Source organism: Burkholderia latens (genome assembly GCF_001718795.1).
GTDB lineage: Bacteria > Pseudomonadota > Gammaproteobacteria > Burkholderiales > Burkholderiaceae > Burkholderia > Burkholderia latens_A.
The window spans coordinates 157,845-178,329 of the sequence record NZ_CP013437.1 but is presented as its reverse complement, the minus strand read 5'-3'; the positions used below and the strand labels follow the sequence as shown (position 1 = coordinate 178,329).

Genomic DNA, 20,485 nt, shown 5'->3' with positions numbered 1-20,485 from the left:
CATCAGGTTCCGTCAGGACGAAACGCTGCGGACGCAATCGGCGTGCCCGACGCCGGCAGCGCACGCATGCGCGCGACCAGCGGGTAGTGATCCGACGCATGGCGCGCCAGCATGCTGCGGTGCACGTTCACGTCGACCAGCAGTTCGCCCGGGTGGATCCAGATCCGGTCCAGCGAAAACACCGGGCACACCGTGGGGAACGTGCGCGGCGCGGGCGCGCGGCGGAACCGCGTGACCAGCGCCTGCAGCGCGCGGCCGCGCACGAACCATTCGTTGATGTCGCCCATCAGGATGACCGGCATCGCGCCGGTGTCGAACGCGGCGAGCAGCCGCTGAACCTGCGCGCTGCGCTCGTTCGCGGACAGCCCGAGATGGGTGGCGACCACGCGCAGCATCCCGGCGCCGCAGTCGATGTCCGCGTCGAGCGCGCCGCGCGGCTCGCGTTGATGAAACGACAGATCGAGCGTGCGCGCCGCGCGGATCGGGCAGCGCGACAGTACCGCGTTGCCGTAACGGCGCTCCGGCGTGTCGATCGTCGGGCCGGCCGCTGCGTGCATTCCCGTTGCGTCGCGCAGGTGCGCGAGCACGTCCGGCGCGCGCGTGCCGCCGAGCGGCACTTCCTGCAGCGCGATCACGTCCGCGTCGAGCTCGTCGATCACCGCCGCGATCCGGTCCACCGCGCGTGCCGGCCACGCGCCGTAGCCGCCGTGGATGTTGTACGTCGCGATCCGCAGGTCGCGGCCGCCCGGTGCGGCGGCCGGCGGGCCGTCCGCAGTCACGATGTCCGGCGGCGGGGCCGGCTGCCGGCTCAGCGCCATCGTCGCAACATCCTCACGAGCAGCACCGATACGCCCACCAGCACCGCACCGATCGCGGCGAGCCACGCGAATGCGCCGGGGCCCGGATGGCTGAACGCGGCGGTCAACTGGTGCGCGAACGTGACCGTCAGCACGATGCCGGGCAGCATCCCGAGCGCGGTGCCGATCAGGTAGTCGCGCAGGCCGATGTGCGACGCGCCGGCGACCAGGTTCACGATCGTGAACGGTGCGATCGGCAGCAGCCGCAGCACGGCCATCGCGACCACGCCGCGCCGCCCGATGTGTTCGCTGAGCCGGTTCGCGCGCCCGCCGGCGAGCCGGCGCACCGCGTCGCGGCCGAGCCAGCGGCCGACCCAGTAGGTCGTGGCCGCCGCCACCATCGTGCCGACGGCCGCATACGCGAGCCCCGGCCATGCGCCGAACACGAGCCCCGTCACGGTGATCAGCAGCGTGATCGGCACCGACAGCGTCGCCGCCACCACATAGCCGGCGAGCAGCAGCGCGGGCGCGCCCGGCAGTTGCGCGGCGTGCGCGGCCGCGCGCGCCAGCGACGCGACGTTCAGCGCCTTGCCGAGCGGCGAGAAACGCCATGCGAGCGCGAGCGCGGCGACGAGCAGCACGGCCGCGCCCAGCACGAAGAAGCGCGCGGTCAGCGAGCGGTGCTGCTCCTGCGGCACGAACTCGCGCACGAAGCGGTCGGGTTCGATCGGCTGCTCCGGGTCGAGCCGTGCGCTGACCGGCACCAGCGCGTCGAGCTGCGGCGTCACTGTCGGCTCGAGCGTGCGCAGCGTGCGGCCGGATTTCGCGCGCAGCCGGTCGAGCGCGGCGTTCGGCCGCCCGGCGTGCGCGAGCGCCGCGGCGACGGCGTCCGGCGCCGTATCGAGATGCTCGGCGAGCAACCGGTCGCGCATCCCGGCGATCGCCGCGCGGATGCGCGCGTCGCCGGCCGCGGCGAGCGCGATGCAGCATTCGGTGTCGAGCACCATCGACCGGTTGTTCAGGTTCGCGCTGCCGATCACGATGCATTCGTCGTCGACGATCGCGATCTTGCTGTGCACGTTCACGCATCCGTCGCCGAGGCCGTCGACGTGCGGATACAGCAGCCGGTAACGATCGAAGCGGTCCGCGGCCTTCAGCGTGTCGTGCAGCCGTGCGCGCAGCACGCCCATCGTCGCTTCCTGCAGCCAGCCGCTTTGCACGCGCGGCGCGACGACCGTCACGTCGGGTCCGTGCGGATCGGCGAGCCGCGCGGACAGCGCGTCGCGCACCACCGCCGCCGTGAAGTACTGGTTCTCGATGTACAGATGACGACGCGCGGCGCGGATCGCGTCCTCGACGAGCGCGCGCACCTGCAGCACCGGTTCGCGGCCGCGGTGGTGCGGCGCCGTGTACGCGATGCCGACCCGCACGTCGTGCACGTCGACCGGCGTGTCGGGCGGCCATGGGTCGACATCGTCCTCGCGATCGAGATGCCGCCGCGCCCGGATCGCGATCGGACGCCCGCACGCATTGAACCAGCGCACGCGCGCCTGCTCGCCGATTGCCGCGGCCGCGTCGCCGTCGAACATCGCCTGCACGTCGTGAAACGGGCCGTATGGCATTCCGGCCGCGTCGCGGCGGCGCGGATCGTCGGCGGCGTGCGCAGGCGTGTCCCAGCGTGCGCGCGTGAGATCGAGCCCGCCGACGAACGCGAGCCGGTCGTCGATCACGACGAGCTTCTGATGATGCGACGCGCCGCGCGGATGCGTGTCGTCGAGGCGGAAGCGGATGCCGCGGTGCGCGCGCCACGCGGCGCGATAGACCGGCGGCCAGTCGCGCTCGAGTGCGTAGATCATTGCGAAGTCCCACGCGAGCACGTAGATGCGCAGGTTGTGCCGCGCGACCGCGAGCGCGTGCAGAAACGCGGCAAGCGTGTCGGGCAGGCCGTCGCCGGCGCCGCCCGGCGACAGATGCATCCGGCTGTCGACGTCCCAGCCGACGATGAACACCGTGTGGCGCGCGCGCAGCAGCGCCGCGCGCAGCGTCGAGAAATACGCGTTGCCGTCGACCAGCATCGTGAAGCGGTCTGCGTGGCGGATCGTGTCGCAATTGCGGCCGCGCTCGAGCAGCCCGTGGCGCAGCGGCGCAGCCGCACGCGAGGCGTCGGCGGCGGTGTCGTCGCGGGCCGCCGTCGCGAGCGCGGCGGACGGAGTACGGTCCGGCATGCTCATCGCGCGTCGACGTCGCGGTCGCCTTCGATACGTTGCAGCAGCACGTCGCAGCGCGCGCGCAGTGCCTGCAGTTCCGGCGCATCGAGATCGATCCGGATGCGCTCGCCGCTGTCCGGATCGCCGTACCGGGACGCGACCTCGTAGATGCCCTCCGCGATCAGCGCGGACGCGTGCGCGATCCGGATCCGGTCGAGCCAGTCGCATTCGGCGTGATGGCAGGCGAGCCACGCGCGCAGCGCGCCGACAAGCTGGCTGACGGTGAGCCATGCGCCGCCGCGCATGCGCGCGGCGAGCTGGCTCGTCACGAGATACGAGAGCAGATCCGTCTGGGTCACGCGAAACTCCTTGACGAGGTGTCGGGGCAACAGGTGCGCACGCCGGCGATGCCTTGCAGCGTTCGGCAGATCGCCGCAAATTCCGCGCCACTCGTGCGCGAGAACGAAACCGAGATGTCGTCGGTGTCCGGATCGTCATCCGACTGCTGGACGATGAAGCGCTTCACGCGCACGCGGCCGGTGCCGAGCGCGTCGTGCAGCGTGCCGAGCGTGAGGCCGCCGCGCTCGACGACGAGCCGCAGCGTGCGCTGCTGCCGTTGCGCGATGAAGCGCCGCTCGAGCGGCTTCACGCCGGCGAGGATCGCGAGCACGATCACCGTCGCGCCAATCGACGCGACGTACATGCCGCCGCCCGCCGCAAGTCCAATGCCGGCCACCGCCCACAGGCTCGCCGCCGTCGTCAGTCCGCGCACGACCTCGCCGCGCAGCAGGATCGAGCCCGCGCCGAGAAAGCCGATGCCCGACACGACCTGCGCGGCAACCCGCGACGGGTCCAGCACCACGCCGCTCTGGCCGTGCACGTCCTCGAAACCGAAGATCGACACAAGCATCACGAGTGCGGAGCCCACGCATACCAGCATGTGCGTGCGCAGTCCGGCGGCCCAGTTCAGCCGTTCGCGTTCGAGCCCGACCACGCTGCCGAGCAGCGCGGCGAGCAGCAGGCGTCCGAGTAGTTCGATATGGGCGATCATCGTGCCCTCCCTTTTATGTGGCGGACCGGAGCGGTTCGATGAATGGGGACGCAAGGCGCGTGCCGGAGGAAGCGGCAGCGGGCACGGCGCGTGCGCGTGGGGCCGGCGGCGTGCGCACCGGTCATGCGGCGCGCATTTTTTTCATGGGAACGCAGATAAGCACAGGGGGCCAGCATGCAGCATCAACCGGACGCACAAGTCCGCGACCCGTATCGCGGCCACGAGATTCGTGTATGGGCGCGGCGTAACGAACGCGGCGCATGGGCGGATGAGGTGCAGGTGTACGTCGATGGCGCGCGCATCGAGTTGTACGTGCCGGAGTCGACGAATCCCGAATGGATGACGGAGGACGAGGCACTGCGCGCGGGTGTGGAGCGCGGCCGCTATCTGGTGGACAAGCGCGTCGACGACGACTGACGCGGGGCCGCCCGGCACGGCGCTTGCGCGGGGGCGACAAATCCAGCGACCCCATGCCGGCACCGCGCCGGGAGGACAAGATGAACGATCCCCGCACGATCCAGATCTACCGCTATGACCCCGATCGCGATGCCGAACCGCGCATGCAGCGCTATGCGGTCGACGTCGGTCCCGACGACCGGATGTTGCTCGACGTGCTCGGCCGCCTGAAGCGCGAGGACGAGACGCTGTCGTACCGGCGTTCGTGCCGCGAGGGGATCTGCGGTTCCGACGCGATGAACATCAACGGCAAGAACGGGCTCGCGTGCCTCACCAACATGAAGACGCTGCCGCGCGAGATCGTGCTGAGGCCGCTGCCGGGGTTGCCGGTCGTGCGCGACCTGATCGTCGACATGACCGACTTCTTCAACCAGTACCACTCGATTCGCCCGTACCTGATCAACGATTCGACGCCGCCCGAGCGCGAACGGCTGCAGTCGCCGGAAGAGCGCGACCAGCTCGACGGACTCTACGAATGCATCCTGTGCGCGTGCTGCTCGACGCAGTGCCCGAGTTACTGGTGGAACCCGGACAAGTTCGTCGGGCCGGCCGGGTTGTTGCAGGCGTACCGCTTCATCGCGGACTCGCGCGATCAGGCGACCGCCGAGCGGCTCGACAACCTCGAGGATCCATATCGGTTGTTTCGCTGCCGGACGATCATGAACTGCGTCGACGTGTGCCCGAAGGGACTGAATCCGGCGAAGGCGATTTCGGAGATCCGGACGATGCTGGTCAGGCGGACGGTTTAGGCGTCACGGCCGCGCCGCAACTTCATCGAGGTGCCACAGCAGATCCGCCGGATCGTCATACACGCGCAGCGCGCCCGCGCGTTCCAGCTCGTCGCTGCCGTAGCCGCCCGACAGCAATCCCACGCCGAGCGCGCGGCAGCGGCTCGCGGCGAGCATGTCCCAGATGCTGTCGCCGACGACCACCGTATGCTCGATCGGCACGTTCAGCTTTGCCGCGGCGGTCAGGAACAGATCGGGATCCGGCTTCGCGTACTTCACCTGGTCGCGCGTGACGATGACGTTCTTCGCCGGATCGACGCCGAGCGCTTCGAGATTGATCGCCGCCGTTTCCATCCGTCCGCTCGTCGCGATTGCCCAGCGAATGCCCGCATTCGACAACGCGGCCAGCAACTCGCGCGCGCCCGGCAACGGCCGGACTTGCGCGCGCAGTCGCTGGTACGCTTGCGCATGCAGCCGCGCGAGCCGTTCGACGCGCTCGGCATCGATGTCGCCGGCCGTCTCCCGCAGCAGCTGGTTCAGGAACAGACCGCCGCTCATCCCGATCTTGCGGTGGATGCGCCATACCGACAGCTCGATGCCTTCCGCGTCGAGCGCTTCCTTCCACGCGAGTACGTGCTGATAGACGCTGTCGACGAGCGTGCCGTCGAGATCGAACAGAAATGACGTTTCAATGCGCATGTAGCTCTCCTGGCCCGATCACGTCCGGGCAAATCGTCGGCAAAAACCGAGTCGTCACATTATCGGCGCGCGGCCGTGTCACGGCCATGTCCCGGGCCGCGTGCGCCGCGCCCGGCGGCAGCGTGTCGAACGCCGCTGGTACAATCGCGCCGATGCGCCGGGCGGGCGGCCCGCGCGCGCCCAACCTCCGTCGAATCCCAGTATGGCAACCCCCGACGCCGTCAGTTCCGAACAATCATGGTGGGGCGTTCTGGCCCTGGCCCTCACCGCCTTCATCTTCAATACCACCGAATTCGTGCCCGTCGCGCTGCTGAGCGCGATCGGCGACAGCCTGCGGATGCAGCCGACCGCCGTCGGCCTGATGCTGACCATCTATGCGTGGGCCGTCGCCGTCGTGTCGCTGCCGCTGACGTTCTTCACGCGTCACGTCGAGCGGCGCAAGCTGTTGAGCGTCGCGCTGCTGGTGTTCATCGGCAGCCACGTCGTGACCGGCGTCGCATGGAATTTCTCGGTGCTGATGATCGGCCGGCTCGGCATCGCGTGCGCGCATGCGGTGTTCTGGTCGATTTCCGTGCCGCTGGCCGTGCGGCTCGCGCCGAGCGAGCGCAAAAGCCGCGCGCTCAGCCTGCTTGCGATGGGCTCGGCGATCGCGATGGTCGCCGGCATTCCGCTCGGCCGCGTGATCGGCGAGGCGCTCGGCTGGCGCACCACGTTCCTCGTGATCGGCGCGGCGGCGGCCGTCGCGCTGCTGATGCTGCGCGCGACGTTGCCCGTGCTGCCGAGCCAGGGCGCCGGCTCGCTCGCGAGCATCGGGATGTTTCTCAGGAAGCCGGCGCTCGTCGCGCTGTACGCGATCACCGTGCTCGTCGTATCCGCGCATTTCACGTCGTACACGTATATCGAACCGTTCGTGCAGAACGTCAATCACGCGAGCGGCAGCCGGATTACCTACGTGCTGATCCTGTTCGGCGTCGCCGGAATGCCGGCAGCGGTCTGCTTCAATCGCGTGTTTCCGGAGCGGCCGGCCGATTTCCTGCTCGCGTCGATCGTCGCGTTGTCGGCGTGCTTGCTGATCCTGTTCCCGTGCGCGCTGAACATCGTCACGCTGTCCGTTCATACGCTCGTGTGGGGCGGCGCGATCGTATGTTTCGGTCTGGCGATGCAGGCGTGGGTGCTGAAGCTCGCGCCGGACGCGACCGATCTCGCGGTGTCGATCTTTTCCGGGCTGTACAACGTCGGCATCGGGGCCGGCGCGCTGCTCGGCAACCATATCGCCGATGACTTCGGGCTGTCGTGGATCGGTACGTTCGGCGGCGTGGTCGGCATCGTGTCGGCGGGGATCGCGTGGGCCGCGCTGCGGCTGCATGAGCGAAGGGCGGTGGCGTAAGCCCGCACGGGAAGCCGCGGTGGAAAAGCGGATGCGCCGGCTCGTTTCGCACCGTGACGGCGCGCGCAAGCGGGGCGCGGTTGCGGTGCGGGGGCGGAAACCGTACAGAAATCTGGCGCATTTTGGCGGACGTGACCGTGCCTCGCAGCGTCGGCGCCCCGACGACATCGGCCCGATGATCGCGGCGCTGGTCCCGGACGATTACCGCCGGGTCAACGCGCTGCGCATCGAAGTGCCGGCACGTATGTCGATCTGGTGCCGCGTCAGCTTTGGTTGTCGAACATCGGCATCCGCCTCAGGATCCACTCGAGCAGTTCCTGAGGGCCGGTCGCCAGCGGCCGCCCGGATTTAACGAGCAATCGCGCTTTCGTGTCCTGAAACAGCGGATGCGCGATCGGCACAATACACAGGTCGCCGGCCGCGATCTCGCGATAGGCGGCGAATTCCCCGATCAGCGTCGCGAAATGCCCGGTTGAAACAAAGCGCTTTAGCGCGGCCAGCGAATTCGTGGTCAACGTCGGCCTGATTTTGATGTTCTCGGCGAATTCCAGCATCTTGACGACATGGCCGATGCCGAACGTCGCAGGCATCAGCGCGAGCGGCCAGGTGAGCAGATCCTCGACATTCGCCGGCCCACCGCGGGTCGCCAGTGGATGATCTCGGCGAACGAGCAGCACAACGGGTTGCGCCGAACTCGCACGATATTCGATACGCGGATGCGGCGGCGGGTTGTACGCCAGCCCGATATGCGCGCGACTTTCCGCGACTTCGTTCAATACATCGTCGACGGGCAGCATCTCCACGCCGACTTCCAGCTTCGGATACTGCGTGCAGAACGGTGCCAGCACGTCGTCAACCAGCGTGTCGACATACCCTTCGCTGACCGCCAGCTGAATATGCCCTTGCTGAAGGCCTTTCAGCGCCTGCAGCTGGTCCTCGAACTTTTCCTGCTGTGATCGATACCCGCGCCAGAATTCCAGCAGATGCGCCGCCGCCTCGGTCGGCCTCACGCCGCGCGCCTCGCGTTCGAAAAGCGTGGCGCCCAGTTCGTCTTCGAGCAGCCTGATCTGCCGCGTGATCACGGACGGCGATGTGTTGAGGTGGTCCGCCGCGCCCCGAATCGTGCCGTGAACCAGCACTTCGTGGAAGTAACGCAGCCGTGTCTGGTTGATTTCGCGCATTGGAAGCCTCCGAATTGCTGCGTTGCTCGTAGAGCAACGATCTGTAAGTATAGTTGCTCTTGCTGGCAGGTCTGCTTCGCGACACGATGCTCCTACCCGATGAGCCGGACGAACACGGGGACAACGGAGACACCTATGTCAGCGATCCAGACCTTGAGAGCCGAAGACGCCGTTTCGTCTCTCTACAGCAAGCTCAACTGGCGGCTTTTGCCGTTTCTCGTCACCTGCTACATGTTCGCGTATCTCGATCGCGTGAACGTCGGGTTTGCCAAACTTCAGATGCAAAGCGACCTCGGATTCTCCGATGCCGCTTATGGCGTGGGCGCGGGCATCTTCTTTCTCGGCTACGTGCTGTTCGAGATTCCGAGCAACCTGATGTTGCCGAAAGTCGGTGCACGCAAGACCTTCAGCCGCATCCTCGTACTGTGGGGCATCACGTCCGCGTGCATGCTCTTCGTGCGGAACGTGCCGATGTTCTACGCGATGCGCTTCCTGCTGGGCGTCTTCGAAGCCGGATTCGCGCCTGGCATGATCTATTACCTGTCGCGCTGGTACGGTCCCGCGCGCATGGCGCGCGCGATTGCCATCGTGTTCGTCGCTGGGCCGATTGGCGGCATTGTCGGCGGGCCGTTGTCCGCGTGGCTGATGTCGACGTCGTCAGGTGTCGGCGGACTGGCCGGATGGCAGTGGATGTTTCTGGTCGAAGGCCTGCCGTGCATCGTGCTCGGCGTGCTGACGCTGTTCGTATTGTCGGACCGACCCTCCGAAGCGAAGTGGCTTTCCGCCGACGAGCAACGCCTGCTCGAAAGCGAGGTCGGCGCACCCGCCACGCGCGACCATTCGTTCCGGGCCGTGGCGAAGAACCCGCGCGTCTACGTTCTCGCACTCGCGTACTTCTGCATCATCTTTCCGATCTATGCGATCAGCTTCTGGCTGCCGGCCTTGCTGAAAGACCACGGTGTAGCGGACATGACGCGGCTCGGCTGGTACGTCGCGATCCCGTATGCGGCGGCCGCGTTCGGCATGTACTTCGCCGGCCGCCGTTCGGATCGCGTCGGCGAGCGGCGCTATCACTGCGCGGTGCCCGCGCTCGTCGGCGCGTTGCTTCTCGCGTCGACCGTTTTCACCGACGGCAATCTGGTCCTGACGCTCGCTACGCTCACGCTCGCCACGGCAATGATGTGGATGGCGTACACGGTTTTCTGGGCCATTCCGTCCGAGTACATCAAAGGGCCGGCCGCGGCGGGCGGCATCGCGCTCATCAATACGATCGGGTTGTCCGGCGGTTTCTGGGGACCGGCCGTCATCGGCTGGACCAAGGCCGCCACGGGCAGCATGCACGCCGGTTTGCTCGTCATGGCGGGGATGGCTGCGATTGCATCGGTCGTGGTTGTCACGAACAAGCGCGGCATCCATTGACGATTCAACAGTGCCGCCATGCAGCGTCCGCCGGCTGAGTGTTTCCCCAGGGCAGCGAGTCATGACTTTGGAAAGGCCACGTCCTTTCCATATCGAACAGAAGGATGAATGGCAATGAAGATCCTGATTGCAGGCTTTCAGCATGAGACCAACACGTTCGCGCCGACCAAGGCGTCGTTCCAGAGCTTTGTTCAAGGCGAAGGATTTCCGCCGCTGGCGCGCGGCGTCGACGTGCTGAATCTGCGCGACGTGAACGTCCCGATCGGCGGCTTCATCAACGTAACGCAGGCGCAAGGACACGAGCTGATTCCAGTGATCTGGGCGGGCGCGAGCGCGTCGGCGCATGTGACTGTGGACGCATTCGAGCGCATTGCCGGCGAGATCACCGGCGCTGTCGAAGCGGGCGGCTTCGACGCCATCTATCTGGACCTGCACGGGGCGATGGTCGCGGAGCACACCGACGACGGCGAAGGCGAGCTGCTCGAGCGCGTGCGTGCGCTGGTCGGCGACAGCATGCCGCTCGTGGTGTCGCTCGATCTGCATGCAAACGTGACCGAGCGCATGTTGAAGCACGCGGATGCGATGGTTGCGTACCGGACGTACCCGCACGTCGACATGGCCGAAACGGGCGAGCGAGCGGCGCATCTGCTCGACAGGCTGATCGCGGAGAAGCGCAAATTCACGCGAGTCGTCCGGCGCGTTCCATTTCTGATTCCGGTGAACGGCATGTGCACGCTGATCGCGCCCGCCCGCGACATGTACACCGCGCTGGCATCGCTCGAGCGCGATACGGGCGTGTCGCTGTCGTTTGCACCGGGTTTTCCGGCTGCGGACTTCCCCGAGTGCGGTCCGGTGATCTGGGGTTACGGATTCGACAATGACGTGCTCACGAAGGCGATCGACTCGCTGTACGCCAGAATGCTCGCGGAAGAATCTTCATGGGAAGTGCCGTTCCTTACCCCGGACGAAGCGGTTGTCGAAGCCATGCGGATCGGCCGAAACGCCGACAAGCCGGTCATCATCGCCGACACGCAGGATAACCCCGGCGTGGGCGGCGACTCGAATACGATGGGCATGGTGCGCGCGCTGCTGCGCAATGGTGCGACCGATGCCGCGGTCGGTGTGATCTGGGATGCAGACGCAGCCGCCGCCGCGCATCGCGCCGGTGTCGGCGCGCGCATCGAGCTTGCGCTGGGGGGCCGTTCGGGCGTGCCCGGCGATGAGCCGCTGAATGGCATGTTCGAGGTGGACCATGTGTCCGACGGTCGTTTCCGCTTCGACGGTCCGATGCTGAACGGCATGACGGGCGAACTCGGACCGGTTGCTTGCCTGCGTATCGACGGCGTGCGAATCGCTGTCAGCAGCGTCAAGATGCAGATTTTCGATCGCAATCTCTATCGCGTTGCGGGCATCCAACCCGAGCAGATGAAGATTCTGGTCAATAAAAGCTCGGTCCATTTTCGTGCGGATTTTCAGGCTATCGCGGAGACCATTCTCGTTGCGAAGGCGCCCGGACCGATGGCGGCGGACCCGGCCGATCTGCCGTGGCAGCGTCTTGATCCGCACATCCGCGTACGTCCGAAAGGGCCTTCCTTCAACGAGATTCGCCCGGTCGTCGCATGACGACACGCTCGACCACGCGAACTTCGCATGGATACCGCCGCGATTCAGGCTCACGCGCGAACGGGTGAAATCCACCACGAGGAGCGTTCTCATGGCAGATCAGATCAACGCCCCGCGCCGCTTCGTGCGGACCACGGCAGTCGGTATCGGCGCAATGGAACCGAGCCTGACCGTGCTTGTTGCCAATGCCGTGATCGGCGTAGCGCGCATGTGACCCGCGGCGCATCACCCCGACGGCGCGCCAATCAGGAATGCGACACCGCTTTAACCCATCAGGACACGAAATGTCTCAAGCGAATGTATATGACACCCTGAAAGAACTCGGCATTGAATTGCCCGCAGTCAGCGCACCGGCCGCCGCTTACGTCATGAGCGTGCAGACCGGAAATACGATCCATTTGTCCGGGCATATCGCCAAAAAGGACGGCAAGGTGTGGGTCGGCAAGCTGGGCGACAATCTTTCGGCGGATGACGGCAAGGCAGCGGCGCGAGCAACGGCGATCGACCTGCTCGCTACGTTGCATGCGCAAGCGGGCGACCTCAATCGTGTGACGCGAATCGTCAAGGTGACGAGCATTGTGAATTCGACACAGGATTTCACGGACCAGCATCTGGTGACGAATGGCGCATCGGATCTGCTCGCTCAAGTATTTGGCGCACGCGGCAAGCATGCACGTTCCGCGTTCGGCGTGGCGCAGATTCCGCTTGGTGCTTGCGTCGAGATAGAACTGATCGCCGAGGTGCAATGACGCTTTGCGTCGAACGAACCGGCTGTGAGATATCGCCCCGATCAGCGGTATCTTCCGGATTCGGACCTTTTCGCACGATAGCCACATTGCAGCGTCAACGGTTCAGAGGGATATCGGTCGCTCCAGTTGCATGCGATGCTATCCGCTGTCGGACCGACCCGATCGACCGGCGTTGCCGCCGCCGCTCGCCTTGACAAAGGCGAGCCAGCTCCACGTCACGCCGCGTCGCCGATTTGCGTGTTGGACCGATTCGGTTTCGATATTCAGCACGGTTCTGTAGTGATGGTTCCTCGCCAACCGCACGGTTTCTGCCGCTGAAACGTCAAACATTCGGCGACCGTCGGGGACAGGGCCGTGGCGCAGGGACATTACGATCATGCCGTCGTCCCGTAGCAAGGAATCGACAGTCGACATCGCCTCGCTACGTTCGCGTTCGTCCAGATGCATCCAGACGGCGGAAAGGATGATCAAGCCGAATGTTCTCTGCCGGGAACGCAAATACGCGAGATGCGGCAGACTGTCGTCCACCCATTCGATCCGCAAAGACGAGTGCAGCTCCATTCCTGCACGGCGCAACGCGTCCACCGGTTCTACTGCCACAACGGTATGCCCCATCGCTGCCAGCGCGGCTGCGTCGGTTCCGATGCCGGCGCCCACGTCGAGCACGTCGGACGGACAGACGGGAAGGAGATGGATAACCGCTTTGTGTTTCATTTCGAATGAGACGTCCTGCCAACGCGCGATGAGCGACTTGGCATCTGTGTCGTAGCCTTCCGTTCCGTTTACGCCGATGGACACCATCGCCTCCACGTGCAGCGAGCCTGCGCGAATTGCCGGATTCTCGCCAATCTGGCGACCGGCGTCCAACGCGCGGCGATGACCGACACCCGCAGGTGATGAGCTCTGGCAACTGGCCCCAGCGGTGAACTTCGAGCGATTTTGCGCGGCTCGCTGCAGCCTGTGCGTTGTGGGGCGTCGTCAAGGAGCCCCGAACGGCCGTCTCCGCATGCAGGGTGCGTCGCGATCATTCTGCCGAGCCGAAGCGGAAAGCCGAGCCGCCGCCCACCACCGTTTCCCCTTAAGGAAAACCCTGATTCGACTCGTCGAAGCACGGACATCAACCCAGGTTTCCGCTCGCGGACGCAGCCGCGTCGCAGCAGCGTCCATGCACCGCGCCGAACCTCCGCGACCGCGCTCCATCAAGCCTCCCGGCGCACATGTCTAACCAAAAAAGGTATGGCGCACCGCAATATTTCCGCAGTTAGCCCACGTTTCAATACCCAGCAGGTATCAAAAAACGAAACCAAAAGTATTGGACGCTCCATTTCCCCGCCGCGTATAAATCCGTTCCATGAACTCCCGACACGCAGCGAACCCCATGTCCCCGATCACCATCGAACGCATTGAAACCCGCCTCGTCGACCTGCCGACGATCCGTCCGCACAAGCTGTCGGTTGCCACGATGCACGGCCAGACGCTGATGCTCGTGAAGGTGACGTGCAGCGATGGCGTGACGGGTATCGGCGAAGGCACGACGATCGCCGGGATGGCCTACGGCCCGGAAAGTCCCGAAGCGATGAAGCTCGCGATCGATGCATACCTCGCACCGGCGATCATCGGCCACGACGCGACGCGCATCCAGACGCTGATGGCGTTCCTCGGCAAGCTCGCGAAGGTCAATCACTTTGCGAAGAGCGCACTCGAAACCGCGCTGCTCGACGCGCACGGCAAGCGTCTCGGCGTGCCGGTCAGCGAACTGCTGGGCGGCCGCCGCCGCGATCGGCTGCCGGTCGCATGGACGCTCGCATCGGGCAACACGGCAACCGATATCGCCGAAGCCGAACGAATGCTCGACCTGCGCCGCCACAACGTGTTCAAGCTGAAGATCGGCGCGAAGGCGCTTGACGCGGACATCCGGCACGTGGCCGAGATCAAGCGGGCCGTGGGCGAGCGCGCGTCGGTGCGCGTCGACGTGAACATGGCATGGACCGAAACGCAGGCTGCGCGCGCGATTCCGGCGCTCGCCGATGCCGGTTGCGAACTGGTCGAGCAGCCGGTGGCGTCGGCGGCCGCGCTGGCGCGGCTGATGCGCCGCTTCCCGGTCGCCCTGATGGCCGACGAAATTCTGCAAGGCCCCGACAGCGCGTTCGAAATCGCGAAGCACCACGGCGCCGACGTGTTCGCGATCAAGATCGAGCAGAGCGGCGGCCTGTTCGCCGCGCAGCGCGTCGCGGCGATCGCGGATGCGGCCGGCATCGAGCTGTACGGCGGCACGATGCTCGAAGGCGCGTTCAGCACGGTCGCCTCCGCGCACCTGTTTGCGAGCTTCGCGAACCTGCAGTGGGGCACCGAACTGTTCGGGCCGCTGCTGATTACCGAAGAGATTCTCGCGACCCCGCTCGACTACAGCGATTTCGAGCTGACCGTGCCGAACGGCCCGGGCCTCGGCATCGAACTCGACGAAGCAAAGGTCGCACGCTTCACCCGAGACGGGCTGACGAAAGTGTCCCGCTGAAGCGAGCGGCGCCGCCCCAACTGAACGACGTATCAGGACATCACGATGCTTTTCCACGTACGCATGGACGTCAACATCCCGGCCGACTTGCCCGCCGCGGTGGCCGACGAGATCAAAGCCCGCGAGAAGGCGTATTCGCAGGATCTGCAGCGCACCGGCAAGTGGCGCCACATCTGGCGCATCGCAGGCGAATACGCGAACTACAGTGTGTTCGACGTGTCGGGCAACGCCGAACTGCACGAGATACTGACCGGCCTGCCGCTGTTTCCGTACATGAAGATTTCGGTGACGCCGTTGTGTCGCCACCCGTCGTCGGTACACGACGGCGACGTTTGAGCCGCGGCGGCGCCGCTGCATCGGCAGCGAGCACGCCCCGGTCGCCATTCCCCCAAATACACGTGGAGACACCATCATGAGCGTCAAAGTTTTCGAAACGAAGGAAGTGCAGGATCTGCTGAAGGCCGCATCCAACGCGGACGCGAAAGGCGCGAACGGCGATGCGCGCACGCAGCAAATCGTGCTGCGGCTGCTCGGCGACCTGTTCAAGGCGATCGACGACCTCGACATCACGCCCGACGAAGTGTGGGCCGGCGTGAACTACCTGAACAAGCTCGGCCAGGACGGCGAAGCCGCGCTGCTCGCGGCTGGCCTCGGCCTCGAGAAGTATCTCGACATCCGGATGGACGCCGAGGACGAGGCGCTTGGCCTCGACGGCGGCACGCCGCGCACGATCGAAGGACCGCTGTACGTTGCCGGTGCGCCGGTGCGCGATGGCGTCTCGAAGATCGACGTCGATGCGGACGAAGGCGCGGGCCCGCTGGTGATTCACGGCACGGTGAAGGATCTCGACGGCAAGCCGGTGGCCGGCGCGCTGGTCGAATGCTGGCACGCGAATTCGCACGGCTTCTATTCGCACTTCGATCCGACCGGCAAGCAGAGCGATTTCAACCTGCGCGGCGCGGTACGCACGGGCGCGGACGGCAAGTACGAATTCCGCACGCTGATGCCGGTCGGCTACGGCTGCCCGCCGCAGGGCGCGACGCAGCAACTGCTCGACCGCCTCGGCCGCCACGGCAACCGTCCGGCGCACGTGCACTTCTTCGTGACGAGCGACGACCACCGCAAGTTGACGACGCAGTTCAACATCGACGGCGACCCGCTGATCTGGGACGACTTCGCGTATGCGACGCGCGAGGAGCTGATCCCGCCCGTGACCGAAAAGACCGGCGGCACCGCGCTCGGGATGAAGGCGGACGCGTATCAGGACATCGAGTTCGACTTCGTGCTGACGCCGCGCGTCGGCGGCAAGGACAACCAGATCGTCGAACGCCTGCGCGCTTCGGCCGCGGCATAACGCACCCGACGGCGCGGCGGCGCGCGTGCGCCGCTGCTGCCGGCCCCGAGATTCAATCGATACCGATGCGAGCGCGCTTGCAGGACCCGTCGCGCGCGCAGGAGGAACCACCATGTCCACCACGATCGACCCCACCACCGAACTGGACCAGCTGCTCGCGACCGCCGTGCAGGACGACAAGGAGGCCGGCATCTTCCGCTGCCGCCGCGACATCTTCACGAACGAGGCGCTGTACGAACTCGAGATGAAGCACATCTTCGAGCGAAACTGGGTGTACCTCGCGCACGAGAGCCAGATCCCGAACAACAACGATTACTACACGACGTGGATCGGCCGTCAGCCGATCGTCATCACGCGCGACAAGACCGGCGAGCTGCACGCGGTGATCAATGCATGCGCGCACAAGGGCGCGATGCTGTGCCGCCGCAAGCACGGCAACAAGGGCAGCTTCACGTGCCCGTTCCACGGCTGGACCTTCTCGAACACCGGCAAGCTGCTGAAGGTGAAGGACGAGAAGACGACCGAGTATCCGGTGCAGTTCAACACGCACGGCTCGCACGACCTGAAAAAAGTCGCGCGCTTCCAGAGCTATCGCGGCTTCCTGTTCGGCAGCCTCAGCGACGACGTGTTGCCGCTGGAAGACTACCTCGGCGAGGCGCGCGTGATCATCGACCAGATCGTCGACCAGGCGCCGAACGGTCTCGAAGTGCTGCGCGGCAACTCCTCCTACATCTACGAAGGCAACTGGAAGATGCAGATGGAGAACGGCTGCGACGGCTATCACGTGAGCACCGTGCACTGGAACTACGCGGCGACGATGGGCCGCCGCAAGGAAGACGGCACGAAGGCCGTCGATGCGAACAGCTGGAGCAAGTCGGTCGCGGGCGTGTACGGCTTCGACAACGGCCACATCCTGCTGTGGACCAAGACGATGAACCCGGAAGTGCGGCCGGTGTACCGGCATCGCGACGAGATCAAGGCGCGCGTGGGCGAAGTGCGGGCGGACTTCATCGTGAACCAGACGCGCAACCTGTGCGTGTATCCGAACGTGTTCCTGATGGACCAGTTCAGCACGCAGATCCGCGTCGTGCGGCCGCTCGCGGTCGACAAGACCGAAGTCAGCATCTTCTGCTTCGCACCGAAGGGCGAGAGCGAAGCCGACCGCGCCACGCGGATTCGTCAGTACGAGGACTTCTTCAACGTGACCGGAATGGGCACGGCCGACGACCTGGAGGAGTTCCGCGCATGCCAGGCCGGCTACGCGGGCATCACGGCGATGTGGAACGACCTGTCGCGCGGCGCGCCGTTGTGGATCGACGGTCCGGACGAGAACGCGACGAAGATGGGGCTGAACCCGCGCATTTCCGGCGAGCGCAGCGAAGACGAAGGGCTGTTCGTGTGCCAGCACGAACACTGGGTGCACGTGATGCGCGACGCACTGAAGAAGGAACGCGGAGAGGTGGCGGCATGAACATCGATTACCGGACGATTTGCGCGACGCTGTATCGCGAGGCGCGCCTGCTCGACGATCGCGAGTGGGACGAGTGGCTGACCTGCTACACGGAGGACGTCACGTACTGGATGCCCGCATGGGACGACGACGACCGGCCGACCGACGATCCGCACAGCCAGATCTCGCTGATGTATTACGCGGATCGCGGCGGGCTCGAGGATCGCGTGTTCCGGATCAAGACCGAGCGCAGCGGCGCATCGACGCCGGAGCCGCGCACGAGCCACAACGTGACGAACGTCGAGGTGCTGGCCGAGCGCGACGGCGAGGTGGACGTGCGCTACAACTTCCACACGCTGAACCACCGCTATCGCGTGACCGACCACTTCTTCGGCACGATGTTCGTCACGCTGCGCCAGGTGGGCGATGCACTGCTGATCTCGAACAAGAAGATCGTGCTGAAAAACGACTACATCCGGCAGGTGCTCGACGTGTACCACGTCTGACGCCCATTGTTTCGACACGTAACACAGGGAGACGAGGTCATGTCCACCTACAAAATTGCACTGAACTTCGAGGACGGGGTCACCCGCTTCATCGACTGCAAGGCCGGCGAAAAAGTGCTGGATGCGGCGTTCCGCGCGAAGATCAACCTGCCGATGGATTGCTCCGACGGCGTGTGCGGCACCTGCAAGTGCCGTGCGGAAAGCGGCGCCTACGACCTCGGCGACGACTACATCGACGACGCGCTCACCGAGGACGAGAAGGAGAGCGGCCTCGTGCTCACGTGCCAGATGGTGCCGCAAAGCGACTGCGTGATCGCGGTGCCGACGTCGTCGGTCGCGTGCAAGACCGGCCACAGCGCGTTCGTCGCGACCGTGACGAAGGTCGAGCCGCACAACGATGCGGCGATCGTCCTCGAGCTCGACGTCGGCGCGGCCGCACCGGCGTTCCTGCCGGGCCAGTACGTGAACATCGGCGTGCCCGGCAGCGGCCAGCACCGGTCGTATTCGTTCTCGTCCGCGCCGGGCGACGCGAAAATCGGGTTCCTGATCAAGAAGATTCCGGGCGGTGTGATGAGCACGTGGCTCGCTTCCGCGAAACCTGGCGACACGCTCGAACTGAACGGGCCGCTCGGCAGCTTTTACCTGCGCGACGTCGAGCGGCCGCTGCTGTTCCTCGCCGGCGGCACGGGCCTCGCGCCGTTCCTGTCGATGCTGGAAATGCTCGCGCGTAGCGGGTCGCAGCAGAAGGTGCACCTGATCTACGGCGTGACGCGCGATCTCGATCTCGTGCTGGTCGATTCGATCGAAGCGTATGCGGCGAAGCTGCCGAACTTCAGCTTTGCGACGGTCGTCGCCGATTCCGCGTCGAACCACGCACGCAAGGGCTGGGTCACGCAGCACATTCCGGCCGATGCGCTGAACGACGGCGACGTGGACGTCTATCTGTGCGGCCCGCCGCCGATGGTCGATGCGGTGCGCCAGTATTTCGACGATCACGGCGTGAAGCCGCACAGCTTCCACTACGAGAAATTCACGCCGAACGTAACGGCAAAGGCGGCGTGACCATGCAGCGATTCTCGGGAAAAGTCGTCGTCGTCACCGGCGCGGCGCAAGGTATCGGCCGCGGCGTCGCGCTGCGCGCCGCAGCCGAAGGCGGCAACGTGCTGTTCGTCGATCGCGCGGATTTCGTCGCCGACGTGGCGGCCGAAGCGCCGGGCGGCAACACCGCCGGCTTCGTCGCCGACCTGGAGACCTACGACGGCGCACGGGCGGCGATGGCGTGCGCGGTCGCGACGTTCGGCCGGATCGACGTGCTGATCAACGGCGTCGGCGGTGCGATCCGGATGCGCCCGTTCGCCGAGTTCGAGCCCGCACAGATCGACGCGGAAATCCGCCGTTCGCTGATGCCGACGCTCTACAGTTGCCACGCGGTGCTGCCGCACCTGCTCGCGGCAGGCGGCGGCACCATCGTGAACGTGTCGTCGAACGCGACACGCGGGATTCGCCGCGTGCCGTACTCGGCGGCGAAAGGCGGCGTGAATGCGCTGACGGCCGCGCTCGCGATGGAATATGCGGAGCACAACATCCGCGTGGTCGCGACCGCGCCCGGCGGTACGACCGCACCGCCGCGCCGCGTGCCGCGCAATGCGGCCGGCGACACCGCGCAGGAACAGGCGTGGATGGCCGAAGCGGTACGGCAGGTGACCGATTCGACGTTCTTCAAGCGCTACGGCACGCTCGACGAACAGATCGCGCCAATCCTGTTCCTTGCGTCGGACGAGGCCAGCTACATCACCGGCACGGTGCTGCCGGTCGCGGGCGGCGATACGGGTTGAGCGGCCCGCGTGGCGGGAAGCCGTGCTTCCGCCGGCATGCGCAATCCGCAACGCGGCGTGCATGCCGGCATCATCCAACTACAACCGGCCGGCACGACAAGACCGGCCACGGAGACACTCATGCACCAACGCGAAGCGATCATTCCGCCCGGCATGGAAGCCGTGTACGAAAAAATCGGCTATGCACCGGCGATCAAGGTTGGCGATACGGTGTACGTATCCGGCCAGATCGGCCGCGACGCGGCGATGAAACTGGTCGAGGACCGGGAAGCGCAAATCGTGCAGGCATTCGAAAACCTGAAGCGCGTGCTCGAAGCGGGCGGGGCGTCGCTCGACGACGTCGTCGATTTGACGACCTTCCATACCGACATGCGCGACCTGCCGCTGTTCATGCAGGTGCGCGACCGCTATTTCCATGCGCACCCGCGGCCGGCGTGGACCGCGGTCGGCGCGCACATGCTCGGCGGCGCGCCCGGTTATATCGTCGAGATCAAGGCGGTGGCGGTGCTGTCGCGGTGAACCGCTTCG

General features: G+C 66.0%; 22 protein-coding genes. 15 read left to right on the top strand and 7 right to left on the bottom strand.

The window, feature by feature from the left end; genetic code table 11:
• Nucleotides 1–2: 2 nt before the first annotated feature.
• The 4 genes from WK25_RS16435 to WK25_RS16420 are packed head-to-tail and all read right to left on the bottom strand — an operon-like array spanning nt 3 to nt 4,055.
• Nucleotides 3–818: an endonuclease/exonuclease/phosphatase family protein gene (locus WK25_RS16435; RefSeq protein ID WP_069242123.1), complete on the bottom strand. Its 816-nt coding sequence runs from the start codon at nt 816–818 to the stop codon at nt 3–5.
• Nucleotides 809–3,028 (bottom strand): VTT domain-containing protein, encoded by a 2,220-nt coding sequence (locus tag WK25_RS16430; RefSeq protein ID WP_069242122.1) that lies wholly within the window; start codon nt 3,026–3,028, stop codon nt 809–811. The genes WK25_RS16435 and WK25_RS16430 overlap by 10 nt, the downstream gene beginning before the upstream one ends.
• Nucleotides 3,025–3,363 carry a hypothetical protein gene (locus WK25_RS16425; RefSeq protein WP_069242121.1) on the bottom strand — a complete coding sequence of 113 codons (339 nt, stop codon included), beginning with the start codon at nt 3,361–3,363 and terminating at the stop codon, nt 3,025–3,027. Before WK25_RS16425 ends, WK25_RS16430 begins: the two co-directional genes overlap by 4 nt.
• A complete protein-coding gene (locus WK25_RS16420; RefSeq protein ID WP_038570346.1) occupies nt 3,360–4,055 on the bottom strand; it encodes an MgtC/SapB family protein in 696 nt (231 codons plus the stop codon). The genes WK25_RS16425 and WK25_RS16420 overlap by 4 nt, the downstream gene beginning before the upstream one ends.
• A gap of 174 nt (nt 4,056–4,229) precedes the next feature.
• Between WK25_RS16420 and WK25_RS16415 the strand changes: the two genes are divergently transcribed.
• Together WK25_RS16415 and WK25_RS16410 are read left to right on the top strand one after the other, a co-directional pair.
• Nucleotides 4,230–4,472, top strand: a complete 243-nt coding sequence (locus WK25_RS16415) for a DUF6566 family protein (RefSeq protein WP_038570344.1) — start codon at nt 4,230–4,232, stop codon at nt 4,470–4,472.
• An 80-nt stretch (nt 4,473–4,552) separates the two neighbouring features.
• Nucleotides 4,553–5,260 (top strand): succinate dehydrogenase/fumarate reductase iron-sulfur subunit, encoded by a 708-nt coding sequence (locus WK25_RS16410; protein WP_069242437.1) that lies wholly within the window; start codon nt 4,553–4,555, stop codon nt 5,258–5,260.
• 3 nt (nt 5,261–5,263) lie between these two features.
• Here the strand turns inward: WK25_RS16410 and WK25_RS16405 are convergent, their stop codons facing one another.
• Complete coding sequence (locus tag WK25_RS16405; protein ID WP_038570342.1) at nt 5,264–5,938, bottom strand: HAD family hydrolase; 675 nt, start codon at nt 5,936–5,938, stop codon at nt 5,264–5,266.
• Between the two features lie 202 nt (nt 5,939–6,140).
• Here WK25_RS16405 and WK25_RS16400 point away from each other — a divergent pair, with 202 nt between their 5' ends.
• Nucleotides 6,141–7,325 (top strand): sugar transporter, encoded by a 1,185-nt coding sequence (locus WK25_RS16400; protein WP_069242120.1) that lies wholly within the window; start codon nt 6,141–6,143, stop codon nt 7,323–7,325.
• Between the two features lie 263 nt (nt 7,326–7,588).
• On the opposite strand, the gene WK25_RS16395 is transcribed toward WK25_RS16400, so the two are convergent.
• Entirely contained in the window at nt 7,589–8,506 is a 918-nt protein-coding gene (locus WK25_RS16395; RefSeq protein ID WP_069242119.1) for a LysR family transcriptional regulator, read from the bottom strand.
• A gap of 135 nt (nt 8,507–8,641) precedes the next feature.
• Between WK25_RS16395 and WK25_RS16390 the strand changes: the two genes are divergently transcribed.
• The 4 genes from WK25_RS16390 (at nt 8,642) to WK25_RS16380 (ending at nt 12,297) form a co-directional block, all read left to right on the top strand.
• Nucleotides 8,642–9,925 carry an MFS transporter gene (locus WK25_RS16390; protein ID WP_069242118.1) on the top strand — a complete coding sequence of 428 codons (1,284 nt, stop codon included), beginning with the start codon at nt 8,642–8,644 and terminating at the stop codon, nt 9,923–9,925.
• 114 nt (nt 9,926–10,039) lie between these two features.
• Nucleotides 10,040–11,548, top strand: a complete 1,509-nt coding sequence (locus tag WK25_RS16385) for a M81 family metallopeptidase (protein ID WP_069242436.1) — start codon at nt 10,040–10,042, stop codon at nt 11,546–11,548.
• A gap of 91 nt (nt 11,549–11,639) precedes the next feature.
• On the top strand, nt 11,640–11,762 hold the full coding sequence (locus WK25_RS32280; RefSeq protein ID WP_257785761.1) for a hypothetical protein: 123 nt from the start codon (nt 11,640–11,642) through the stop codon (nt 11,760–11,762).
• A gap of 70 nt (nt 11,763–11,832) precedes the next feature.
• The gene (locus WK25_RS16380; RefSeq protein ID WP_069242117.1) at nt 11,833–12,297 is read left to right on the top strand and encodes a RidA family protein; all 465 of its coding nucleotides are present in this window, start codon (nt 11,833–11,835) and stop codon (nt 12,295–12,297) included.
• A gap of 138 nt (nt 12,298–12,435) precedes the next feature.
• Here WK25_RS16380 and WK25_RS16375 read toward each other — a convergent pair whose 3' ends face one another.
• Nucleotides 12,436–13,098 (bottom strand): class I SAM-dependent methyltransferase, encoded by a 663-nt coding sequence (locus tag WK25_RS16375; RefSeq protein WP_069242116.1) that lies wholly within the window; start codon nt 13,096–13,098, stop codon nt 12,436–12,438.
• A gap of 577 nt (nt 13,099–13,675) precedes the next feature.
• Between WK25_RS16375 and WK25_RS16370 the strand changes: the two genes are divergently transcribed.
• The 8 genes from WK25_RS16370 (at nt 13,676) to WK25_RS16335 (ending at nt 20,476) form a co-directional block, all read left to right on the top strand.
• Entirely contained in the window at nt 13,676–14,812 is a 1,137-nt protein-coding gene (locus tag WK25_RS16370; RefSeq protein WP_038570329.1) for a muconate/chloromuconate family cycloisomerase, read from the top strand.
• Between the two features lie 45 nt (nt 14,813–14,857).
• Nucleotides 14,858–15,148: a muconolactone Delta-isomerase gene (gene catC / locus WK25_RS16365; protein WP_038570326.1), complete on the top strand. Its 291-nt coding sequence runs from the start codon at nt 14,858–14,860 to the stop codon at nt 15,146–15,148.
• 76 nt (nt 15,149–15,224) lie between these two features.
• On the top strand, nt 15,225–16,166 hold the full coding sequence (catA, locus tag WK25_RS16360; protein ID WP_038570323.1) for a catechol 1,2-dioxygenase: 942 nt from the start codon (nt 15,225–15,227) through the stop codon (nt 16,164–16,166).
• A gap of 112 nt (nt 16,167–16,278) precedes the next feature.
• The gene (locus WK25_RS16355) at nt 16,279–17,637 is read left to right on the top strand and encodes a Rieske 2Fe-2S domain-containing protein (protein ID WP_069242115.1); all 1,359 of its coding nucleotides are present in this window, start codon (nt 16,279–16,281) and stop codon (nt 17,635–17,637) included.
• The gene (gene benB / locus WK25_RS16350; protein ID WP_038570320.1) at nt 17,634–18,122 is read left to right on the top strand and encodes a benzoate 1,2-dioxygenase small subunit; all 489 of its coding nucleotides are present in this window, start codon (nt 17,634–17,636) and stop codon (nt 18,120–18,122) included. The genes WK25_RS16355 and benB overlap by 4 nt, the downstream gene beginning before the upstream one ends.
• Before the next feature lie 39 nt (nt 18,123–18,161).
• The gene (benC, locus tag WK25_RS16345) at nt 18,162–19,184 is read left to right on the top strand and encodes a benzoate 1,2-dioxygenase electron transfer component BenC (protein WP_069242114.1); all 1,023 of its coding nucleotides are present in this window, start codon (nt 18,162–18,164) and stop codon (nt 19,182–19,184) included.
• 2 nt (nt 19,185–19,186) lie between these two features.
• Nucleotides 19,187–19,957: a benzoate diol dehydrogenase BenD gene (benD, locus tag WK25_RS16340; RefSeq protein WP_038570315.1), complete on the top strand. Its 771-nt coding sequence runs from the start codon at nt 19,187–19,189 to the stop codon at nt 19,955–19,957.
• 120 nt (nt 19,958–20,077) lie between these two features.
• Complete coding sequence (locus tag WK25_RS16335) at nt 20,078–20,476, top strand: RidA family protein (protein WP_069242435.1); 399 nt, start codon at nt 20,078–20,080, stop codon at nt 20,474–20,476.
• The last annotated feature ends 9 nt before the right edge of the window (nt 20,477–20,485 follow it).

What these genes read in the sequence shown, in the direction of transcription:
- WK25_RS16400 (WP_069242120.1), top strand. Translation starts at nt 6,141, where the DNA reads ATGGCAACCCCCGACGCCGTCAGTTCCGAACAATCATGGTGGGGCGTT.
- benC (WP_069242114.1), top strand. Translation starts at nt 18,162, where the DNA reads ATGTCCACCTACAAAATTGCACTGAACTTCGAGGACGGGGTCACCCGC.
- WK25_RS16355 (WP_069242115.1), top strand. Translation starts at nt 16,279, where the DNA reads ATGTCCACCACGATCGACCCCACCACCGAACTGGACCAGCTGCTCGCG.
- WK25_RS16395 (WP_069242119.1), bottom strand. Translation starts at nt 8,506, where the DNA reads ATGCGCGAAATCAACCAGACACGGCTGCGTTACTTCCACGAAGTGCTG.
- WK25_RS32280 (WP_257785761.1), top strand. Translation starts at nt 11,640, where the DNA reads ATGGCAGATCAGATCAACGCCCCGCGCCGCTTCGTGCGGACCACGGCA.
- WK25_RS16335 (WP_069242435.1), top strand. Translation starts at nt 20,078, where the DNA reads ATGCACCAACGCGAAGCGATCATTCCGCCCGGCATGGAAGCCGTGTAC.
- WK25_RS16390 (WP_069242118.1), top strand. Translation starts at nt 8,642, where the DNA reads ATGTCAGCGATCCAGACCTTGAGAGCCGAAGACGCCGTTTCGTCTCTC.
- WK25_RS16370 (WP_038570329.1), top strand. Translation starts at nt 13,676, where the DNA reads ATGTCCCCGATCACCATCGAACGCATTGAAACCCGCCTCGTCGACCTG.
- catA (WP_038570323.1), top strand. Translation starts at nt 15,225, where the DNA reads ATGAGCGTCAAAGTTTTCGAAACGAAGGAAGTGCAGGATCTGCTGAAG.
- WK25_RS16435 (WP_069242123.1), bottom strand. Translation starts at nt 818, where the DNA reads ATGGCGCTGAGCCGGCAGCCGGCCCCGCCGCCGGACATCGTGACTGCG.
- catC (WP_038570326.1), top strand. Translation starts at nt 14,858, where the DNA reads ATGCTTTTCCACGTACGCATGGACGTCAACATCCCGGCCGACTTGCCC.
- WK25_RS16380 (WP_069242117.1), top strand. Translation starts at nt 11,833, where the DNA reads ATGTCTCAAGCGAATGTATATGACACCCTGAAAGAACTCGGCATTGAA.
- WK25_RS16385 (WP_069242436.1), top strand. Translation starts at nt 10,040, where the DNA reads ATGAAGATCCTGATTGCAGGCTTTCAGCATGAGACCAACACGTTCGCG.
- benB (WP_038570320.1), top strand. Translation starts at nt 17,634, where the DNA reads ATGAACATCGATTACCGGACGATTTGCGCGACGCTGTATCGCGAGGCG.
- benD (WP_038570315.1), top strand. Translation starts at nt 19,187, where the DNA reads ATGCAGCGATTCTCGGGAAAAGTCGTCGTCGTCACCGGCGCGGCGCAA.
- WK25_RS16375 (WP_069242116.1), bottom strand. Translation starts at nt 13,098, where the DNA reads ATGGTGTCCATCGGCGTAAACGGAACGGAAGGCTACGACACAGATGCC.
- WK25_RS16420 (WP_038570346.1), bottom strand. Translation starts at nt 4,055, where the DNA reads ATGATCGCCCATATCGAACTACTCGGACGCCTGCTGCTCGCCGCGCTG.
- WK25_RS16410 (WP_069242437.1), top strand. Translation starts at nt 4,553, where the DNA reads ATGAACGATCCCCGCACGATCCAGATCTACCGCTATGACCCCGATCGC.
- WK25_RS16430 (WP_069242122.1), bottom strand. Translation starts at nt 3,028, where the DNA reads ATGAGCATGCCGGACCGTACTCCGTCCGCCGCGCTCGCGACGGCGGCC.
- WK25_RS16415 (WP_038570344.1), top strand. Translation starts at nt 4,230, where the DNA reads ATGCAGCATCAACCGGACGCACAAGTCCGCGACCCGTATCGCGGCCAC.
- WK25_RS16405 (WP_038570342.1), bottom strand. Translation starts at nt 5,938, where the DNA reads ATGCGCATTGAAACGTCATTTCTGTTCGATCTCGACGGCACGCTCGTC.